This window comes from Amycolatopsis sp. MEPSY49, assembly GCF_051337345.1.
In the GTDB taxonomy this organism is placed as follows: Bacteria; Actinomycetota; Actinomycetes; order Mycobacteriales; family Pseudonocardiaceae; genus Amycolatopsis.
In genome coordinates, this window is the sequence record NZ_JBDLYJ010000003.1 from 406,900 (window position 1) to 424,065 (window position 17,166).

The 17,166-nt window shown below is 66.9% G+C and carries 14 protein-coding genes; 9 read left to right on the top strand and 5 right to left on the bottom strand.

From position 1 onward, the window contains the following. Positions 1–90 precede the first annotated feature (90 nt). From ABFJ78_RS16665 to ABFJ78_RS16695, 7 genes are all read left to right on the top strand, one after another. The gene (locus ABFJ78_RS16665) at positions 91–2,025 is read left to right on the top strand and encodes a potassium transporter Kup (protein ID WP_436387245.1); all 1,935 of its coding nucleotides are present in this window, start codon (positions 91–93) and stop codon (positions 2,023–2,025) included. A gap of 463 nt (positions 2,026–2,488) precedes the next feature. Then, positions 2,489–3,025 carry a hypothetical protein gene (locus ABFJ78_RS16670; RefSeq protein WP_436387246.1) on the top strand — a complete coding sequence of 179 codons (537 nt, stop codon included), beginning with the start codon at positions 2,489–2,491 and terminating at the stop codon, positions 3,023–3,025. 72 nt (positions 3,026–3,097) lie between these two features. Beyond that, positions 3,098–3,946, top strand: coding sequence for a DUF4097 family beta strand repeat-containing protein (locus tag ABFJ78_RS16675; RefSeq protein WP_436387247.1), 849 nt, complete (start codon positions 3,098–3,100; stop codon positions 3,944–3,946). A gap of 657 nt (positions 3,947–4,603) precedes the next feature. Then, positions 4,604–5,323: an LmbU family transcriptional regulator gene (locus ABFJ78_RS16680; RefSeq protein ID WP_436387248.1), complete on the top strand. Its 720-nt coding sequence runs from the start codon at positions 4,604–4,606 to the stop codon at positions 5,321–5,323. Positions 5,324–5,665: 342 nt separating this feature from the next. Then, a complete protein-coding gene (locus tag ABFJ78_RS16685; protein ID WP_436387249.1) occupies positions 5,666–7,225 on the top strand; it encodes a tryptophan halogenase family protein in 1,560 nt (519 codons plus the stop codon). Then, positions 7,222–8,487, top strand: a complete 1,266-nt coding sequence (locus ABFJ78_RS16690) for a cation:proton antiporter (protein WP_436387250.1) — start codon at positions 7,222–7,224, stop codon at positions 8,485–8,487. The genes ABFJ78_RS16685 and ABFJ78_RS16690 overlap by 4 nt, the downstream gene beginning before the upstream one ends. Next, complete coding sequence (locus ABFJ78_RS16695; protein WP_436387251.1) at positions 8,484–8,999, top strand: flavin reductase family protein; 516 nt, start codon at positions 8,484–8,486, stop codon at positions 8,997–8,999. The genes ABFJ78_RS16690 and ABFJ78_RS16695 overlap by 4 nt, the downstream gene beginning before the upstream one ends. A 17-nt stretch (positions 9,000–9,016) precedes the next feature. Here the strand turns inward: ABFJ78_RS16695 and ABFJ78_RS16700 are convergent, their stop codons facing one another. The 4 genes from ABFJ78_RS16700 to ABFJ78_RS16715 form a co-directional block, all read right to left on the bottom strand. Then, entirely contained in the window at positions 9,017–9,784 is a 768-nt protein-coding gene (locus ABFJ78_RS16700) for an AfsR/SARP family transcriptional regulator (protein ID WP_436387252.1), read from the bottom strand. Positions 9,785–9,837: 53 nt separating this feature from the next. Continuing rightward, positions 9,838–10,857, bottom strand: coding sequence for a methyltransferase (locus tag ABFJ78_RS16705; protein WP_436387253.1), 1,020 nt, complete (start codon positions 10,855–10,857; stop codon positions 9,838–9,840). Positions 10,858–10,894: 37 nt separating this feature from the next. After that, positions 10,895–12,094 carry a cytochrome P450 gene (locus tag ABFJ78_RS16710; protein WP_436387254.1) on the bottom strand — a complete coding sequence of 400 codons (1,200 nt, stop codon included), beginning with the start codon at positions 12,092–12,094 and terminating at the stop codon, positions 10,895–10,897. A 210-nt stretch (positions 12,095–12,304) separates the two neighbouring features. Next, a complete protein-coding gene (locus tag ABFJ78_RS16715; protein WP_436387255.1) occupies positions 12,305–13,009 on the bottom strand; it encodes an LmbU family transcriptional regulator in 705 nt (234 codons plus the stop codon). A 518-nt stretch (positions 13,010–13,527) separates the two neighbouring features. On the opposite strand from ABFJ78_RS16715, the gene ABFJ78_RS16720 reads away from it, so the two are divergent. Both ABFJ78_RS16720 and ddaH read left to right on the top strand, forming a co-directional pair. Continuing rightward, positions 13,528–15,516, top strand: coding sequence for a KedN5 family methylcobalamin-dependent radical SAM C-methyltransferase (locus tag ABFJ78_RS16720; RefSeq protein ID WP_436387256.1), 1,989 nt, complete (start codon positions 13,528–13,530; stop codon positions 15,514–15,516). Positions 15,517–15,550: 34 nt separating this feature from the next. After that, complete coding sequence (gene ddaH, locus ABFJ78_RS16725) at positions 15,551–16,369, top strand: dimethylargininase (RefSeq protein WP_436387257.1); 819 nt, start codon at positions 15,551–15,553, stop codon at positions 16,367–16,369. A gap of 51 nt (positions 16,370–16,420) precedes the next feature. Here ddaH and ABFJ78_RS16730 read toward each other — a convergent pair whose 3' ends face one another. Continuing rightward, entirely contained in the window at positions 16,421–17,158 is a 738-nt protein-coding gene (locus tag ABFJ78_RS16730; protein ID WP_436387258.1) for an FMN-binding negative transcriptional regulator, read from the bottom strand. Positions 17,159–17,166 lie beyond the last annotated feature (8 nt).

Genomic DNA, 17,166 nt, shown 5'->3' on the forward strand with positions numbered 1-17,166 from the left:
AGCGTCCGACGTAGACCGGCCACAGTGGACCGGTAGTGTCCCGCCTCGATGTGCCAGGCGTACTGCATTGCCTGGCCGAAGGAGGAACGCGTGAGCCAGCAGACGACGACGGCGAGCACACCGTCGTCCACACGCGACGTGGCACGGCTGGGTCTCGTGGTCGGCGCGCTCGGCGTGGTGTTCGGCGACATCGGCACCAGCCCGCTCTACACGCTGCAGACGGTGTTCAACCCGGCCGACCCGCACCCGGTGCCGGTGAGCGCGGAGAACGTGTTCGGCGTGGTGTCGCTGATCTTCTGGTCGGTAATGATCATCGTGACCGTCACGTACGTGCTGCTGGCGATGCGCGCCGACAACGGCGGCGAGGGCGGCATCATGGCCCTGATCACCCTGCTGCGCCGCTGGAGCGGTCCGCGCGGCAAACGCGCCGCCGTCGTGCTGGCCGGGCTCGGCATCTTCGGTGCCGCCCTGTTCTTCGGCGACAGCATGATCACCCCGGCGATGTCGGTGCTGTCCGCCGTCGAGGGCCTCAAGGTCGTCGACGCATCGTTCGAGGGCTGGATCGTGCCGATCACGGCCGTGATCGCGCTGGTGCTGTTCCTCGTGCAGAAGCGCGGCACGGCGGCGGTCGGGCGCGTCTTCGGGCCGGTGATGATCGCCTGGTTCGCGGTGATCGGCATGCTCGGGATCACCGGCATCGCCGGGCATCCGGCGATCCTCAAAGCGCTCTCGCCCACGTACGCACTGAGCTTCATGTTCGGCCACTTCGACATCGCGTTCTTCGCGCTGGCCGCGGTCGTGCTCGCGGTCACCGGCGCCGAAGCCCTCTACGCGGACATGGGCCACTTCGGCCGCAAGGCGATTACGCGGGGCTGGCTCTTCCTGGTGCTGCCCGCCTGCGCACTCAGCTACTTCGGCCAAGGCGCGTTGATCCTCGCGGACCCGGCCAACATCAGCAGCCCATTCTTCCTGCTCGTCCCCGGCTGGGGCCGCCTGCTCATGGTGCTGCTGGCCACGGCCGCGACGGTGATCGCTTCCCAGGCGGTGATCACCGGGGCGTATTCGGTCGCGTCGCAGGCCGCCCAGCTCGGGTACCTGCCGCGGCTGCGGATCGCGCACACGTCGGAGACCGAGCGGGGCCAGATCTACGTGCCGTGGGTCAACTGGCTCCTGCTGGTCTCGGTGCTGACCCTGATCTTTGCGTTCCGCAGCTCGGCGGCGCTCGCGTTCGCGTTCGGGATGGCGGTGACCGGCACGATCACCATCACCACATTGCTGTTCTTCTACGTCGCCCGCGCCAAGTGGGGCACACCGCACTGGCTTGTCGGCGTCGGCGCGAGCGTGCTGCTGGTCGTCGACCTGCTGTTCGTCGGCGCCAACCTGACCAAGCTGGTGCACGGCGCGTGGCTGCCCCTGCTGATCGGCCTCACGGCGTTCACGGTGATGATCACCTGGCAGCGCGGACGGAAGGTCGTCACGGCCGAACGTGAGCGTCGCGAAGGCCCGCTGCGCGAGTTCATCGACGAACTGAGCGACCGCGAGACGCCGACGCAGCGGGTCCCCGGCACGGCCGTCTTCCTCAACCGGGGCGGGCTGACCGCGCCGTTGGCGCTGCGAGCCAACGCCGAGCACAACCACGTCCGCCACGAACAGGTCGTCATCATGTCCCTGGAGACCGAGCCGGTGCCGCGGGTGCCGGCCGAGCAGCGGGTGACCGTCGAAGATCTGGGCCATGCGGACGACGGGATCATCTTCGTCACCGCCCGCTACGGCTACATGGAAACCCCGGACGTGCCGGGTGCGCTGGCGCAGCTCGATCCAGCGGAAACCGAGGGACGCCTGAACCTGGACGAGGCGTCGTATTTCCTGTCCAAGATCGAGCTGCAGCGCGGCCCCGAGCCGACAATGGCGGGTTGGCGCAAGCGTCTCTTCATCGCCACGTCGTACATCACCGCGGACGCCGCCGAATACTTCGGGTTGCCACGCGACCGGACGGTGATCATGGGCTCTCACATCGACGTCTAGTGGCGCGTCGGCGGCCGTCGCAGCGCAGTGCTGTGCACACGCCAAGCCGGCGAAGCGCAAGCCCGGTCGCCGAGCCGGAGGCTGAGCGTGCACATGGCCGCGGCCGTGCCGGGCGTGGCCTACCAGCAGGTTGCGCCGATACGGCCGTCGAGCCGTGCTCGACGACCTCGCGGACTGAGTGCTGCTGGAACAGCAAGTCCGCGCAGAACAACCTCACCATCTCCGAGATTTCGCCGTTGCAACGGACTTGTTCTCGTAAGCGGCGCACCACAGGAACGGCTGCACACCGCCCCTACGCCTGGCCAGACTGGCCCCCGCGCCGCGAACGACGGACTGAATCTGCGTCAGGGTTTGGATTGCCGCACCAGATAACTGTCCTGTCGACGGGACGGACGCCTGCAAGTGGCGCCATTTCGGGCTGTTCCCGTTGTTGCGACCGGGATTTCTGCGCCATAGTGGCGTCATGGACCTGAGGCCGTACGTCGACAACCTCCGCAAGGAGCTGATGGTTGTCGCCGAGGCAGGCGGCGAGGAGTTTCGCGAGTTGGCAGAGCGCATCCTCTCGCCGCTCGATTCGGCCGCCCGTTTGGTCTTGCTGGACGCCTTGTCGGCCGCGGCGGACGAGATGACCCGCGATATCGCCCCGGTGTCGGTGGAAGTGCGTCTGCGTGGCACCGATCCTGGCTTTGTCGTGACGTCACTGTTGGCCGGCCGGTCGTTCGAGGAAGAGCCGTACGAGAACGGACCGGCGGACATCGCGAACGACTGGCCTTCCTCGACGACGAGGGTGTCGGCGGCGCCGAACAACGAGGGGACGACCGCGCGCATCAACTTCCGGCCGCCGGAGCAGCTCAAGGTCCGGATCGAGGAGGCCGCGGGCCAGGAAGGCCTGTCGGTCAACGCCTGGCTCGTCCGAGTGGTCGCGGCGACGCTCGACGGCCGCCGGTCCGAACGGCGAACTATCCGAAGCGAGCAGCAGTACGTCGGCTGGGTGCGGTGACGCCCGATGGCGCACAACCTCACCGTCCCGGTGGCGTCACCCCGATCCGGGACGCCTCAGGATGACACCCGCATGCTGACCTTCGACACTCCCGAACCGATCTGCGTAGCGATCGACCTTGCGGTCGGCGACGTATCGATCGTGGCGTCGGACCGGGCCGACACCAAGGTTGAGGTACGTCCGGGGAGGGCCGCGAAACGAGACGTCGACGTCGCGGAACTCGCCCGCGTCGAATATGCGGGCGGACGACTGCGGATCAAGGCGGTGGAGGAGCGGCATCCCTGGCCCGCAGTCTTCCGGCGGAGCGGTTCGATCGACGTCAAGATCGAACTGCCGGCAGGCTCGCATGTCCGGGCGAGCGCGACGATGGCGGACGTGCGCGGCGAGGGATGGCTCGGCGACTGCCTGATCAAGAACGTCGCCGGCGACATCCGGCTCGACCGGACCGCTTCGCTCCACATCACCACGTCCAGAGGAGACGTCGACGTGGGCCGCGCCGAAGGGACCATCCTCGTGACCGTGGGAAGCGGAGCGGTGCGCATCCAGGAGATCGACGGCACGGCTGTGATCAAGACGTCCAACGGGAACAGCTGGGTAGGCACGGCTGCTGGTGACCTGCGGTTGCGGGCCGCCAACGGCAGCGTGTCGGTCGGTCGTTCGCACGCCGCGCTCGAGGCCAAGGTCGCCCACGGCGACATCCGGGTGGCTGAAGTCGTGCGGGGTTCGGTCGAGCTCGAAACCGGCACCGGCTCGGTAGAGGTCGGTGTTCGGCAAGGTACCGTCGCGCGGCTCGATGTCCGTACCCGCTACGGCAATTTGGTCAACACCCTGGCGTCAGCCGATGGGCCGGACCGGGCCGCCGAAATCGGAGACGTTCGCGCCCGCAGCGCGCATGGTGACATCTTGATCCGCCGAGCCTGACTACGTATCGGGCCTCCGCCGGCTGAAGAGCTCGACCGCACGTGGACTTCGGTCTCCGCTGAAGGCCCCCGGGCCTCTAGCGGTGGCCCTGCCGCGGCCCGGAAACCGTTACCCCCTGGCGGTTTCCGGGCCGCTCCCACGTCGATCGCCGTGGCGACGAGTGGACGATGTCGCGCCATGGGTAGCCGGTTGCTGCTGCGTGCGGCTGGTGTGGCCCTAGCGGTGTGTACCGGTAGCAGATCATCTTTGGAAAGCCAACAGTAATGTGACATATTTACGCTTCCTTGAGGGCCGTGGTCAGTCCTCGACCTGGCTGCTGTCGACCCTTTGACCTGCGGATTACCAGAAACTTGTCGCGTGGCGAAGTGAGAAGGTCACCCGTTTGGGGGTTTCTCGGAAACTTCGCGCTCTGCGAGACTCGCCGTGACTTTAACAAAGTGCGAGGAACTGCGAAGCAGGGGGAGTCGTATGGGACTTGAACGTGCTCGGTGATGGCCGTCGGTAGTCGCGCTGAGCGGTAATCGACATCCTGGGGCGTCCGGAGTGGTTGATACTCGGATGCGCGCAATGTAGTCCGAAAGTGCTCGGACGGTATTGTCGTGGACAAATTCGTCGGCATTTCTGCTGCTGTTGAATTCCTGTGGGCTTGGGGGATTTATGACTGTTGCTGATTTCATGACGTCGTCGGCGGTGGACGCGGCCGTCGACCGGCCGGTTTCGCCGGGGCCGGAAAGAAGAGTGGTGCCAGGTGCGGCCGAGTCGGACCAGGTGCTGATGACCGGGACCGGGCTTTGCATCCCGGCCGGACTGACCTTCGACGGCTGGGAGCGTGCCGGCCGGCAGCTCGCCGGGATCGTCGATTCCTCTTCGTGGTGGCTCGGCGACTGGCTGGTTTACGGCAAGAAGCACTACGCCGACCGCTATCGGCGGGCGATCCGCGCGGCGGGACTGCAGTACCAGACGTTGCGCAACTACGCGTGGGTATCACGCCGGTTCGAACTGGACCGCAGGCGGGCCAAGCTGAGCTTTCAGCACCACGCGGAAGTCGCTTCAATGCCGGTCGAGGAGCAGGATTCCTGGCTCGAACGCGCTGAGCGCGAGGACTGGTCGACCAAGCAACTGAGAACCGAGATCCGCCGGGGGCGTGCGATCGAAGACGGTGCACGCAAGCAGCCCACGGTGATCCCGCGGATCGAAGTCCCCGACAGCCGTCTGGTGCGCTGGCGTAGAGCTGCCACACATTCGGGTGTCGAGTTCGACGATTGGGTCCTGGCCATGCTCGACCGGGCGGCCGATCAGGTGCTCAGTGCGGAAATTCGCGCCGAGGGCTGGCGACTGCCGGTTTCGTCGCGGGCGTTGGTCAAGCGGTCCGCATGAGTTTTTTTGGCTGGGTTTCCGGCTTCGTGTGGCCTGCTGGTAAGTAATCGCTCGTGATGTCAGTATGGCGCCAGGGTGGCGTCATGGCAATACTCCGGGTAGGGGAATCCTGCTGGCCCGTTGTGCCGTGAAGGATCGTTGCCACGTGTTTGTAGCGCATTCGGCGACGGCCCTTCACGGCATTTGCCGTTTTCGGGCCAACTTCAGGTAATCGTGCCGGGAGTCGCCAAAAATAGGTGCTGTGTAGAAGTCGGATAGTGTCGCGGTTCATGGTCGAAGGACGGCGCGCGAGGAACGACCGCGCGAGAAGCCCGTCACGCGAACCGAGGTGCTGATGTGAGTGTGAAGAACCCTGACCAGGTCGTCATCGTCGGCGGTGGTACTGCGGGGTGGATGACTGCTTCGTATCTGAAGGCGGCCTTCGGCGACCGGCTGTCGGTGACGCTCGTGGAGTCGGGAAAGATCGGCACCATCGGGGTCGGCGAGGCGACCTTCAGCGACATCCGGCACTTCTTCGAGTTCCTGGACCTCAAGGAAGAAGACTGGATGCCGGCGTGCAACGCCACCTACAAGCTGGCTGTCCGGTTCCAGGACTGGCGTCGGCCGGGGCACCACTTCTACCACCCGTTCGAGCAGATGCGCTCGGTCGCCGGGTTCCCGCTGACCGACTGGTGGCTCCAAAGCGGAGCCACCGAAAGGTTCGACAAGGACTGCTTCGTGATGGCGTCGCTCTGCGACGCCGGACGAAGCCCGCGATACCTCAACGGTTCGCTGCTCGAGCAGGAGTTCGTCGAGGGCGCCGAGGAGCCGATCGGGCTGACGATGTCCGAGCACCAGGGCAAGACGCAGTTCCCCTACGCCTACCACTTCGAAGCCGCCTTGCTCGCGAAGTACCTCACCGGATACGCGACAGATCGGGGCGTGCGCCACATCGTGGACGAGGTCCAGGACGTCCGGCTGGACGAGCGCGGCTGGATCGACCACGTCGTCACGAAGGAGCACGGTGACATCCATGGCGACCTGTTCGTCGACTGCACGGGTTTCCGGGGACTCCTGCTGAACAAGGCGCTCGAGGTGCCGTTCGAGTCCTACCAGGACACGCTTCCCAACGACAGCGCCGTCGCCCTGCAGGTTCCGCTCGACATGAAGAAGGTCGGTATCCGGCCCTGCACCACCGCCACCGCGCAGAAGGCGGGCTGGATCTGGACGATCCCGCTGTTCGGCCGGATCGGCACCGGCTATGTGTTCGCCAAGGACTACTGCACTCCCGAGGAGGCCGAACGGACACTGCGCGAGTTCGTCGGTCCCGAGGCGGCCGAGGTCGAGGCCAACCACATCCGGATGCGAATCGGACGCAGTGCACAGTCGTGGAAGCACAACTGCGTCGCGATCGGGCTGTCGAGCGGGTTCGTGGAGCCGCTGGAGTCGACCGGGATCTTCTTCATCCACCACGCCATCGAACAGCTCGTCAAGTACTTCCCGGCCGGTGACTGGCACCCGATCTTGCGCGAGCGGTACAACTCCGCCGTCGCGCACGTGATGGACGGAGTGCGAGAGTTCCTGGTGGTGCACTACCGGAGCGCGGCTCGCGACGACACCCAGTACTGGAAGGACACCAAGACCAGGGCGGTGCCCGACGCGCTGGCCGAGCGGATCGAGCGCTGGCAGGTCCAGTTGCCCGACTCGGAGAACGTCTTCCCGTACTACCACGGGCTGCCGCCGTACTCGTACATGTGCATCCTGCTCGGTATGGGTGCGATCCCGTTACGCCCGTCGCCAGCACTGGGTCTCGCGGACGACACCGCCGCGCAGAAGGAGTTCGCGGCGATCCGGGACAAAGCGCGCTTCCTGGTCGACACGCTGCCCACGCAATACGAGTACTTCGCCCAGATGCGCTCATGACCGCGGCGGAAGCCCTGCTCCGGGGCATGCACGTGCTCATCGCCCTGACCGTCGTGTTCGCCATCGGCTGGCTCGGCCGGCTCGTCGCTCGCACGCTGCGGCAGCCCGAGGTGATCGGCGAGATCGCCGCGGGCTTGCTCGCCGGGCCCGCCGCCGTCGCGGTGCTCGGGCCCGCGAACTTCGCCGTGGTGCTCCCTGGCGCGGTCGTCGACGTGCTCAAGCTGATCGCCGAGATAGGGCTGATCCTTTTCCTGGTCGGGCTGGCCCACAAGCTTCGCCCCGGCGAGAAGCGCTTTTCACGCCGAACCACCGGGTGGGTCGTCGCCGGCGGGTTGGTGCCCGCACTGGCTTCCGGCGGGTTGTTCGCGTGCTGGATCATCCTGGTCGAAGGTCCCGACGTGCGGGGGAGCGCACCGCTTCCGGCTTTCGTTCTGATGTGCGCGGTGGCGCTGTCGATCACCGCGGTTCCAGTGCTGGCGAGGATCCTGGCCGATCGCGGCATCAGCGAAACCACAGAAGGCCGATTGTCGATGACGGCGGCGGTCGTCATCGACACCGTCGGCTGGCTGTTGCTCTCGGTCACCGTCGGGCTTGCCTCCGGGCGGTTGAGCGGCTTCGTGCAGGCCGTCCTCGTGCTCGGCGGTGGTGCCTTGGCCGCTCTGGCGGTGCGGTACGCGATGCGCAGCCGCGCGGCAGGTTCTCTTTGTGGCCGGCGGCCAGCAGTCACGGCGATGCTCTTGGGCGCCATCGCGCTCGTGGTGGCTCTGAGCGTGGAACGGCTCGGGCTGACCGCTATCTTCGGTGCCGTCCTGGTCGGGCTCGCCGTGCCACCGGACGGAGCCTGGACGAAGGTCGTCGCCTCGGTGACCAGGTTCGGGCGCGCACTCATTCCCGTCTTCTTCGTGGTGACCGGGCTGACCGTGTTCGCGACCGGTGTGGGCACGCTGCCCTGGTCGCTGATCGTCGTCGCGATTCTGATGGCCGTGCTCGGGAAGGGTGGCGGAAGCTACCTCGGGACCCGGCTGGCCGGTCGGCCCGTCCGGAGCGCCGCCAAGGTGGGGGTCCTGATGAATACCCGCGGTCTCACGGAGCTCATCGTGCTCAAGGTCGGTTACAGCGCACACATCCTCACCGGGCCGATGTTCGTCGCGCTGGTCGTGATGGCCGTGGTGACGACCATGATGACCGGACCGCTGCTGTTGCTGATCGATCGCCGCTCGGCCGCCCGGATCACCGTCGACGCGCAGGATGGGATCTCGTGACCGATTCACTCACCCGATCCGCGGGAGCGGCGACGCCGGAGGGATTCCGCGCGATGATGCGCGGGTTCCCGACCGGCGTGGCCGTGGTCACCGCCCTGGATCTCGCGGGAACGCCCTGGGGCATGACGTGCTCGTCGGTGTGCAGCGTCACGCTCGACCCGCCCACGCTCCTCGTCTCGTTGCGGGCGAAAAGCCCGACGCTGGCGGCCGTCCTGGTTCGCGGCCGGTTCGCAGTGAACCTCCTGAACGAGGACGCACGCGAAACCGCCGAGCTGTTTTCTTCGGGCAACCCCGACCGCTTCGACCTGGTGGACTGGACCCTGGGCAGGCACGCGGCGGGCCCGCACCTGACCGAGGACGCCCATGCCGTCGCGGACTGCGGGATCGTGAAGACGATGCCGGTCGGCGACCACGTAGTGGTCTTCGGCGTTCCGTTCGGTGTCACCTGGGAAGACGACTGCCGGCCCCTGATCTACGGCATGCGCAGCTACCGGGGCTGGTCGGAGACATGAACGGGGACCCGTCCGGCTCAGCCGACCAGCCGGCGGTCGAGCGGGCGGTGCATGGCGGGATCCGCGGTGAGGATGGCTTGGTGCACTTCCCGCAGGAGCGTCCCGGGTTCGACGCCGAGCTCGTCGGCGAGCATCAGCCTGCCCTGGTCGTACAACGCCAGCGCCTCGGCCTGCCGGTCGCACCGGTAAAGCGTGGTCATCAGCTGGGCGCGGAACCGCTCTCGCAGCGGGTACTGCCCGACGAGCCTGGTCAGCTCCGGCAGCACCTCCGTGTGGCGTCCGGTCGCGAGATCCGCTTCGACCCGGTTCTGCAGGACGGAAATCCGGGTCTCCTCGATCCGCGGCCCCTCGACGCCGGCGAGGTGCTCCGACACGTTCGCGAGGGCGGGACCGCGCCAGAGCTGCAGTGCGGCGCGCAGGAGGTGCCTCGCTTCCTCGAACCGGCCGGTCAGCAGCGCCGACTGGCCGCGCGCGGCCAGGTTCTCGAACTCGACGAGGTCGAACGAGGCGGCACCGATGTGCAGCAGGTAGCCGGGCGAGCGACGGACGATGCTCGCCCGGCTACCAAGGGTTTTCCGCAGCCGCGAGATGTTGTTGTAGATCTGGGCGTTGAGCGTCGCCGGTGGCCGGTCGCCCCACAGCAGGTCGCTGAGCCTGGCTGCGGAGACCAGCGAACCGTCGGCGATGAGCAGGGCTGCCAGCACCGTGCGCTGCTTCGCCCCATCCAGCGGGACTTCGGTGCCGCCGTCCCGCACGTCAACGGGTCCCAGGATGCGGTACTCCATCGAACGACCTCACAGATCTTCAGTGGACTCTCGTCGTGCCGGCCCGTTCCGGGTTACGCGGCGGGGGCCGCCTCGATGACCTGGAGACCCGACGGCTCCGTGCCGAGCAGGACATCCTTGACCCCGGCGAGCGTGAAGCCGCCGGCTTCGAGCAGCGCCTCGTACTCGTCCTCGGTGCGTTCGGCGCCGCCACATCCGACCAGGACGCCGAGATCGGCCACGGCGATCGGGTTGTCCGCGGTCATGATCGGGGGAACCACGGTCTCCACGATGAACAGCCGGCCCTCTCCGAGCATGACCGCCCGGCAGTTGCGCAGGATGGTGGTCACCTGGTCGTCGTTCCAGTCGTGAACCACGTACTTCAGCACGTACGCATCGGCGCCGGCCGGCACGGACTCGAAGAAGTCGCCACCGACGACCTGGCACCGGTCGGCGACGCCCGCCTCGCTCAAGGTCGGCGCGGCGGTTTCCACCGCGGTGGGCAGGTCGTAGAGGATGCCGTGCAGGCCCGGCACCGCGGCCAGGATCCCGGCGATCAGCGTGCCGTCGCCGCCGCCGATGTCGGCGACCCGGTCGAACCGCGTGAAGTCGGCCGCCCTGGCGATGCCCGGCGCGAGTGCGCGGGTGCTCTGTCCCGAGAGCTCGTGCAGCTTGACCGATCCTTCGGGGTCCTGCAGCAGCCATTCCAACGGCGTCCACCCGGTGCCGGGCTGGCGCGACGGTTCGCCGGTGCGCACGATGGTCGCCAGGTCGCCCCAAGCGCGCCACAGTTCCGGCGCGGTCGTGAGCATGATCTGCTCCCGCACGGAGCCCGGTGCGCCGGTGCGAAGCTGGCCACCGAGCTCGGTCAGCGCGAACTGGTCAGTGTCGACCTGGGTCGCCACGCCCTGCCCGACCAGCGCCCGGAGCAAGCTGCGCAGCGTGCGCGGATGGGTGCCGGTCTTCTCGGCGACTTCGGTGTAGCTGAGCGGGCCGTCGGCGAGCAGGTCGGCGATGCCCAGTTCCACGGTGACGTAGAGAATCTGCGCGGGGATGTATCCGCTGGCCACCTGAGGCAGCGAAGGCTGGTCCATCGGAGTCGTTCCTCTCGTTGCTGTGGTCGGTGGGGCGCTACACGGTGCGGACGGGCAGCACGCAGGCGCCGGCGAGGTCCATGGCCGGGAAGAACACCGGCGACTCGTCCGGGTCGACGCCGAGGGACGGCAAGCGGTCCAACAGGACGTTGAGCGCGACCCGGCCTTCGAGACGGGCCAGTGGTGCGCCGACGCAGTAGTGGCTGCTGCGGCTGAACCCGATGTGCGGGTTGGGATCCCGGGACGGGTCGAACACGTCGGGCCGCTCGAACTGGCGCTCGTCCCGGTTCGCCGCGCCGAGCCACACGACCAGCATCTGGTCGGCGGGTACCTTCTGCCCGCCCAGGTCCACCGTCTCCGTGGTGGCCCGCGAGGTCGCCGGGAAGGGGGAGAGGAAACGCAACGTCTCCTCGATCACCGCCGGCACCCGCGAACGGTCGTCCCGCACGAGTACGGCCTCGTCCGGCGTGGCGTCCAGGCACAGCAGCGTGTTGCCGAGCAACAGGGTGGTCGTGATGTGCCCGGCGAACAGCACGATGCTCGAGAACCCCGCGACCTCGTTGTCGGTCAGCCGTTTGCCGTCCACTTCGGCCTGGACGAGCCGGGTCAGCAGGTCCTCCCGGGGCCGCTTCCGCCGTTCGGTGAGGTGATCGAGCAGGTAGTCGTTGAGCTTCCGGCTCATCTCGTCGAAGACCTGGAGGTTGGTCTTCTCTTCGGCCGCAGTGCTGTCCTTGAGGGTGAACGGGCTCTTGCTCTCCGTGATCTTGTAGGTCCAGTCCTTGAGCAGCTCGCGATCGCTCGCCGGCAGGCCGAGCAGTTCGGCGATCACGATCACCGGCAGCGGGAACGCTAGCGCCTTCACGAACTCGAACCGGTCCTGTCCTTCGACCTCGTCGAGCAGTTCGTGGGTGATGGCCCGGATCCGCGGCTCGAGGTCGGCCACCACCTTCGGCGTGAACGCGCTGCTGATCAGCGTGCGCATCTTGGTGTGTTCCGGGGGATCCATGTGCGTGACATCGCCTTCGTGGAGCGATTCGTCGATGTCGATGGGGAACAGCCGCGCGGTGTCGGACGAATAGACCTTCGGGTCGGAGAGGATTTCGACCGCCTCCGGGTAGCCGTAGACGTGCCACAACCCTCGTTTGTCGTCGAACTGCACTCGCTGCTCCGGTCGGATCCCCCGTAACCAGATGTGGTCCGGGTGGGTGCCCCACCGATCGGGAATGCTGGTGGTCATCGGATTTCTCCTCTGTTCCCATGGGCGATTGGCGTGTTGCCCGCTCGGGTGACGAGGCACATTCGGCCGCTCGTCGGCGATCCCGGGAAAAGCCCGGTCCGATCAGCAGGCTAGCGGCTTGCCCGCCGTGCGGGCGAGATCGCCGTCTGGCGCGGGGCGGCCGCTTCTCGGCGCCTTCCTCGTCCTGTCAACGGGACGCCGTGCCCGACGTCAACCGTCTTGTGCCTCCGGCGCCGCGCCGGCTCCCGGCAGCCGGCGCAGTGCCACGTGGTCAGTCCTGACGTCGTCGAGGGCCTCTTCGGCCGCGCCGTCGAGCGTGGCGCGTACCCAGTCCTCGAACGGCATGCCGGATTGGTCCGCGGCCTCGCGCCACCAGGCGAGCCTGGCGTCCGGCACCTCGATACGGGGAATGATCACCGGATTTACCGTTTCGCTCGCGTGGCCGATTCGTTCGTCGCGAATGCGGGTCCGCAGTTGCTTCGTCGTCCACATTTGCTGTTCCGCCTCGTCGAGAAGGCGTTCTTGGTCGAGTAGGGGCAGCGACGCCACCTCCGCGTGGTGCTGGAAGGTCAGTCTCGGTCGGCGCCGGTGCAGTTCGAAGCGGCGGGAAACCCAAGCGTAGTTGCGTAGCGTTTGGTACTGTAGTCCGGCGGCGTCGATCGCCCTCTTGTAGCGGTCCGCGTAATTCTTCTTCCCGTACACGAGCCAGTCGCCGAGGCACCACGACGACGAATCGACTATTCCCGAGAGCCGGTGGCCTGCCCGCGCCCAGTCGTCGTAGCTCAGTTCGGCGGGGATCTGCAGGCCCACTCGGGTGAGCAGTACCTGTGCGGGGTCGTGACGCGAGCCCGGCTGGGGCGGCACGTCCGGCATCCGGCTGGTGACCGGATCGAGAACTTCGTCGTTCGTGGTCAACGATTCGACTCCCAAGCAGAAGTGTGGCGAAATCCGGATGATCGAGAACTTGCCGCATGCCAACCGGTTGGGAAGTCGATGGATCCTCCGGTGAATCGCGGCTGTTCCGTGGTCATCGCGGCGGTGAATCTCAGTGTAGGTGGGGATAAGCGGCTTCGTCTTGGTCGCGTTGGCGAGTGCGCGCCGGACGCCGACAAGGTGTGCAGAGGTGGGCCGGTTGCCGAGGTGGCGGTGTCCTGTCGACGGGACAGTGGCCTGCTGACGAGCGCCGGATGCCCTTTGTCGGGACGAAATTCCATTCTGTGCTATTCATATCTGGAGTAATTGCGATTGCTTGTCCGTGGCTGTGCGGGCTTGCTAAGGTGGCGGCACGCATTCCGCTATCTGTGGAATTCTCTCCGTGATCGCCAAGGTCTTCCTTGGGAATTGATCTTGTTGCCCGGCTGGTTCCGGCGAGAGAATGCGTCGATTTCTTCGGTGCCGTGAAACGGAACCGCTCTCCTTTCTGGGAGCCTCGCATGCCACGAACCGTGAAAGCAGCCATCTCCCTGGTGCAGCAAGGCGTCTGGGACTCGCCCCTCGAGTCGATGCCGCTGGCCATGGGCTATCTCAAGGCGTCCGCGCTGGCCGACGAGCGCATTCAGCGCGAAACGGACATCACGATCCACAACTACCGGGGTGGCCGCACGCTCTCGAGCCTGGCGAACGACCTGTTCGGGCAAGGGGTCCCCGATGTCCTTGCCTTCTCCGTCCTGGGCTGGAACTACCGGAGCTTCGGCGCGCTCGCCGAGACGTTCAAGCAGCTCAACCCAGACGGCTGGGTGATCTTCGGCGGTACGCACGTCGCGCACCAGGGTGAGCGGGCTTTCCGGATGTTCCCCGAGGTGGACGTGGTGGTCGACGGTGAGGGAGAACTCGTCTTCCCGGACGTACTCCGCGCGTATCTCGACGGTGTGTCGCCGCGTGACCTGGGCGGGATCACCGGGCTGACGTACCTGGATCCGGGCGGTCGCGTGGTCAGCACCGGGGAAAGACCGAGGATCACGAACCTCGACGACATCCCTTCACCGTTCCTGACCGGCGCCGTCGAGCTGACCGACGAGTCCGGCCGATTCCGCTACGACGTCGCGTTGATGGAGACCAACCGCGGCTGCCCGTACAAGTGCGCGTTCTGCTACTGGGGCGGCGCGACGGGGCAGAAGGTCCGGGCCTTCTCACGCGAACGCTTGCGCGCCGAACTCGAGCTCTTCGCGAAGCTTCAGGTGCACACGATCGTTCTGTGTGATGCGAACTTCGGGCTGCTGCCCGGCGACGTGCAGTTCGTCGAGGACCTGATCGAGCTTCGCGATCAGCACGGCTTCCCGCGGGCGCTGGAGACGTCGTGGGCCAAAAACAAGTCCAAGACGTTCTACCGGATCGTGCGGATGATGAAGGACGCCGGCATGCGCAGTTCGTTCACCCTGGCGCTGCAGACCCTCGACGAGGGCACGCTCGACCTGATGAACCGCCGGAACATGAAGGTGAACGACTGGGAGGACCTCGTCGAGTGGCTGACCAAGGAAGGGCTCGACTGCTACGCCGAGCTGATCTGGGGCGCTCCCGGCGAGACGGTCGAGTCCTTCATGGCCGGATACGACCGGCTGTCCAGAAAGGTCTCCCGGATCGCGTGCTACCCGATGCTCATGCTGCCCAACACCGACTACGCGGACAAGAAGGAGCAGCACGGGATCATCTCGGTGCGCGGTGACGCCGACGACTTCGAGTACATGCTGGCCAACCGCACGGTCTCGTTCGCGCAGAACCAGCGGATGGCCCGGTTCCTGTACTGGGCCCGGGTGATCGCCGAGATGTGCGTGCTGCGGCACACCTGGGTCGGGTTGCGCGAGCTCACGGACGTCACGCAGTCGCAGGCGCTCCGGAACTTCGAGGAGTGGATAGAACGCGTCGACGAACCGGCCGCGGAGCCCCTGCGGGCCGCGATGGAGAGCGCGATCGGCGGTGCCGGAGACCTCGAGACGGGGATCGGCTGGCTCTACACCGATCCCGGAGCGAAGCGGCTGCTTCGCCGCTGGTGGGACGAAAGCATCCGGCCGTTGCTGCCCGCGGACGCCGTGCCGCTGCTCGACGAGATCTTCCGTTATGACCTGCTGACCCAGCCGATCTGTGGCGCGGACGGTGCTGAACCCGGCCGGGTTTCGGTACGCGGCGGCGAATACCACTTGATCGAGGGGGTTGCTCTGGACTACGACGTGCCCGCGGTCATCGCCACGCTGCGGGCGGGTGGGCGGCCGGACCTGAAGCCGGCGCCGACCACGGTGGACCTCTACTACCGCACCGGCGCGGAAAGCGCCGTCCGGTCGACCAACCACGAGACGATCATCCACTTCATGGGCATGACCACCGAAGAGGTCATGGCGAACGCGGCTGTCGCGCCCGGGGTCACCAGCGCGGTCAACGCGAAGTCTGCGTTGGCTCCTGACTCGGATCCCGTGGCGCCGTCCCGGTGACGGACGGATCCGACCAAACCGATGAGGAACAGACATGAGGATTGCGAAACAACGGCGTTTCCTGATGTGCCGACCGGCCTACTTCGACGTGCGCTACTCGATCAACCCCTGGATGGATCCGGCGCGACCCACCGCGACCGACGTCGGGCTCGCCCAGTGGAAGTGGCTGCATGACCTGTTCGCCGAGCTCGGGCACCAGGTGGAGCTCATCGAACCGGAGCCCGGCCTGCCGGACATGGTGTTCGCCGCCAACGGAGCGATCACCCTCGACGGGCGCGTGCTGGTCGCCCGGTTCCGGCACCGGTACCGAGTTCCCGAGTCGGCGTCCTACCTCGGCTGGTTCGGCCGGCACGGCTGGCGAGAGGTCCGGCAGGCCGAGCACCTGAACGAAGGCGAGGGGGACTTTCTCCTCGCGGGTGACACGTTTCTGGCCGGCTGCGGCTTTCGCAGTGAACCCCGGGCACATGACGAGGTCCGTGTCTTCTTTGACCGACCGGTGCGGAGCCTGACCTTGGTCGACCCGCGCTTCTACCACCTGGACACGGCGTTGGCCGTCCTCGACGGGAACGAGATCATGTACTATCCGCGCGCCTTCTCCGAGGAGAGTCGCGCATTGCTCGGCGACCTCTTCCCGGACGCGATCCTGGCGGACGACGCCGACGCCGAAGCCTTCGGGCTGAATGCCGTCTCCGACGGCCGGCACGTCATCCTGCCCGGGCAGGCGAAGCGGCTCGCCGACCAGCTGGCAGAACGCGGTTTCGAGCCGATCGGCGTCGAGATGTCGGAGCTGCTCAAGGCCGGCGGCAGCGTGAAGTGCTGCACCCTGGAGCTCCGGGGCGATCCTGCGGAGTGACGGGGCGTGAGTGGTGATCCGGCGTTCTGCCCGACCACCACTCACGACCGGTCACTCGACGGCGGTGAGGCGGTCCATGAGAGCTGCTATCGCGCGGTGGTTACTGGATTCCCGGGCGGCGAAGTGGTTCTTCACCCGGCGGCGGACGTCAGGTTTCTGTTCCTGGCTGAGCTTGAACATGCCGTCGGTATGAGTCACGGCAACGCGGAAAGCGCCGACACCGGGAAGTATGCGGCGGAAATAGTCGAGTGAATCCGACATGGGCCAGCTCGCGCCGAATTCCGCCTCAAAGGCCCGCACGGTGGCCTTTACCGTTTCGAGTGTTTCCTGCCCAGATTCGCCGGACTCGACTTTGTGCAGGCGGCCGCGGACGTGGACCGCGGTGAAGTTCCACGTCGGCGCAGCAGGTGTCATCTCGTAGACGGTCGGCGAAACGTACGCGTGCGGGCCGGTGAAGGTGACCACGACGGGGGTGTTCAGATCGAGCGCGGCCCAGTGCGGGTTGGCCCGGTTCATGTGTCCCCACAAGGTCATCCCGGTCAGGTCGGCCCTGTCCGGCTCGGCGGCCGCCGGGTCGAGGATGACCGGCACGTGTGTCGCATGGGGTCCTTCCGTGGCGGGACCGTTGCTTACGAGCTGGGCGAGCGGATTGCCGCGAACGAGGTCGACCAGCCACGACCCGTCCGGTTCACGGTAGTGGTCAGGAACGAACACAATATGCCCCTTTCGGTGGGAGCCGGGAAACCGGCCGCCGTGACCGAGGTGGTGGATGATCGGATCGTCGCACACGTTAAGCC

What these genes read in the sequence shown, in the direction of transcription:
- ABFJ78_RS16675 (WP_436387247.1), top strand. Translation starts at nt 3,098, where the DNA reads ATGCTGACCTTCGACACTCCCGAACCGATCTGCGTAGCGATCGACCTT.
- ABFJ78_RS16705 (WP_436387253.1), bottom strand. Translation starts at nt 10,857, where the DNA reads ATGGACCAGCCTTCGCTGCCTCAGGTGGCCAGCGGATACATCCCCGCG.
- ABFJ78_RS16700 (WP_436387252.1), bottom strand. Translation starts at nt 9,784, where the DNA reads ATGGAGTACCGCATCCTGGGACCCGTTGACGTGCGGGACGGCGGCACC.
- ABFJ78_RS16710 (WP_436387254.1), bottom strand. Translation starts at nt 12,094, where the DNA reads ATGACCACCAGCATTCCCGATCGGTGGGGCACCCACCCGGACCACATC.
- ABFJ78_RS16720 (WP_436387256.1), top strand. Translation starts at nt 13,528, where the DNA reads ATGCCACGAACCGTGAAAGCAGCCATCTCCCTGGTGCAGCAAGGCGTC.
- ABFJ78_RS16690 (WP_436387250.1), top strand. Translation starts at nt 7,222, where the DNA reads ATGACCGCGGCGGAAGCCCTGCTCCGGGGCATGCACGTGCTCATCGCC.
- ABFJ78_RS16670 (WP_436387246.1), top strand. Translation starts at nt 2,489, where the DNA reads ATGGACCTGAGGCCGTACGTCGACAACCTCCGCAAGGAGCTGATGGTT.
- ddaH (WP_436387257.1), top strand. Translation starts at nt 15,551, where the DNA reads ATGAGGATTGCGAAACAACGGCGTTTCCTGATGTGCCGACCGGCCTAC.
- ABFJ78_RS16680 (WP_436387248.1), top strand. Translation starts at nt 4,604, where the DNA reads ATGACTGTTGCTGATTTCATGACGTCGTCGGCGGTGGACGCGGCCGTC.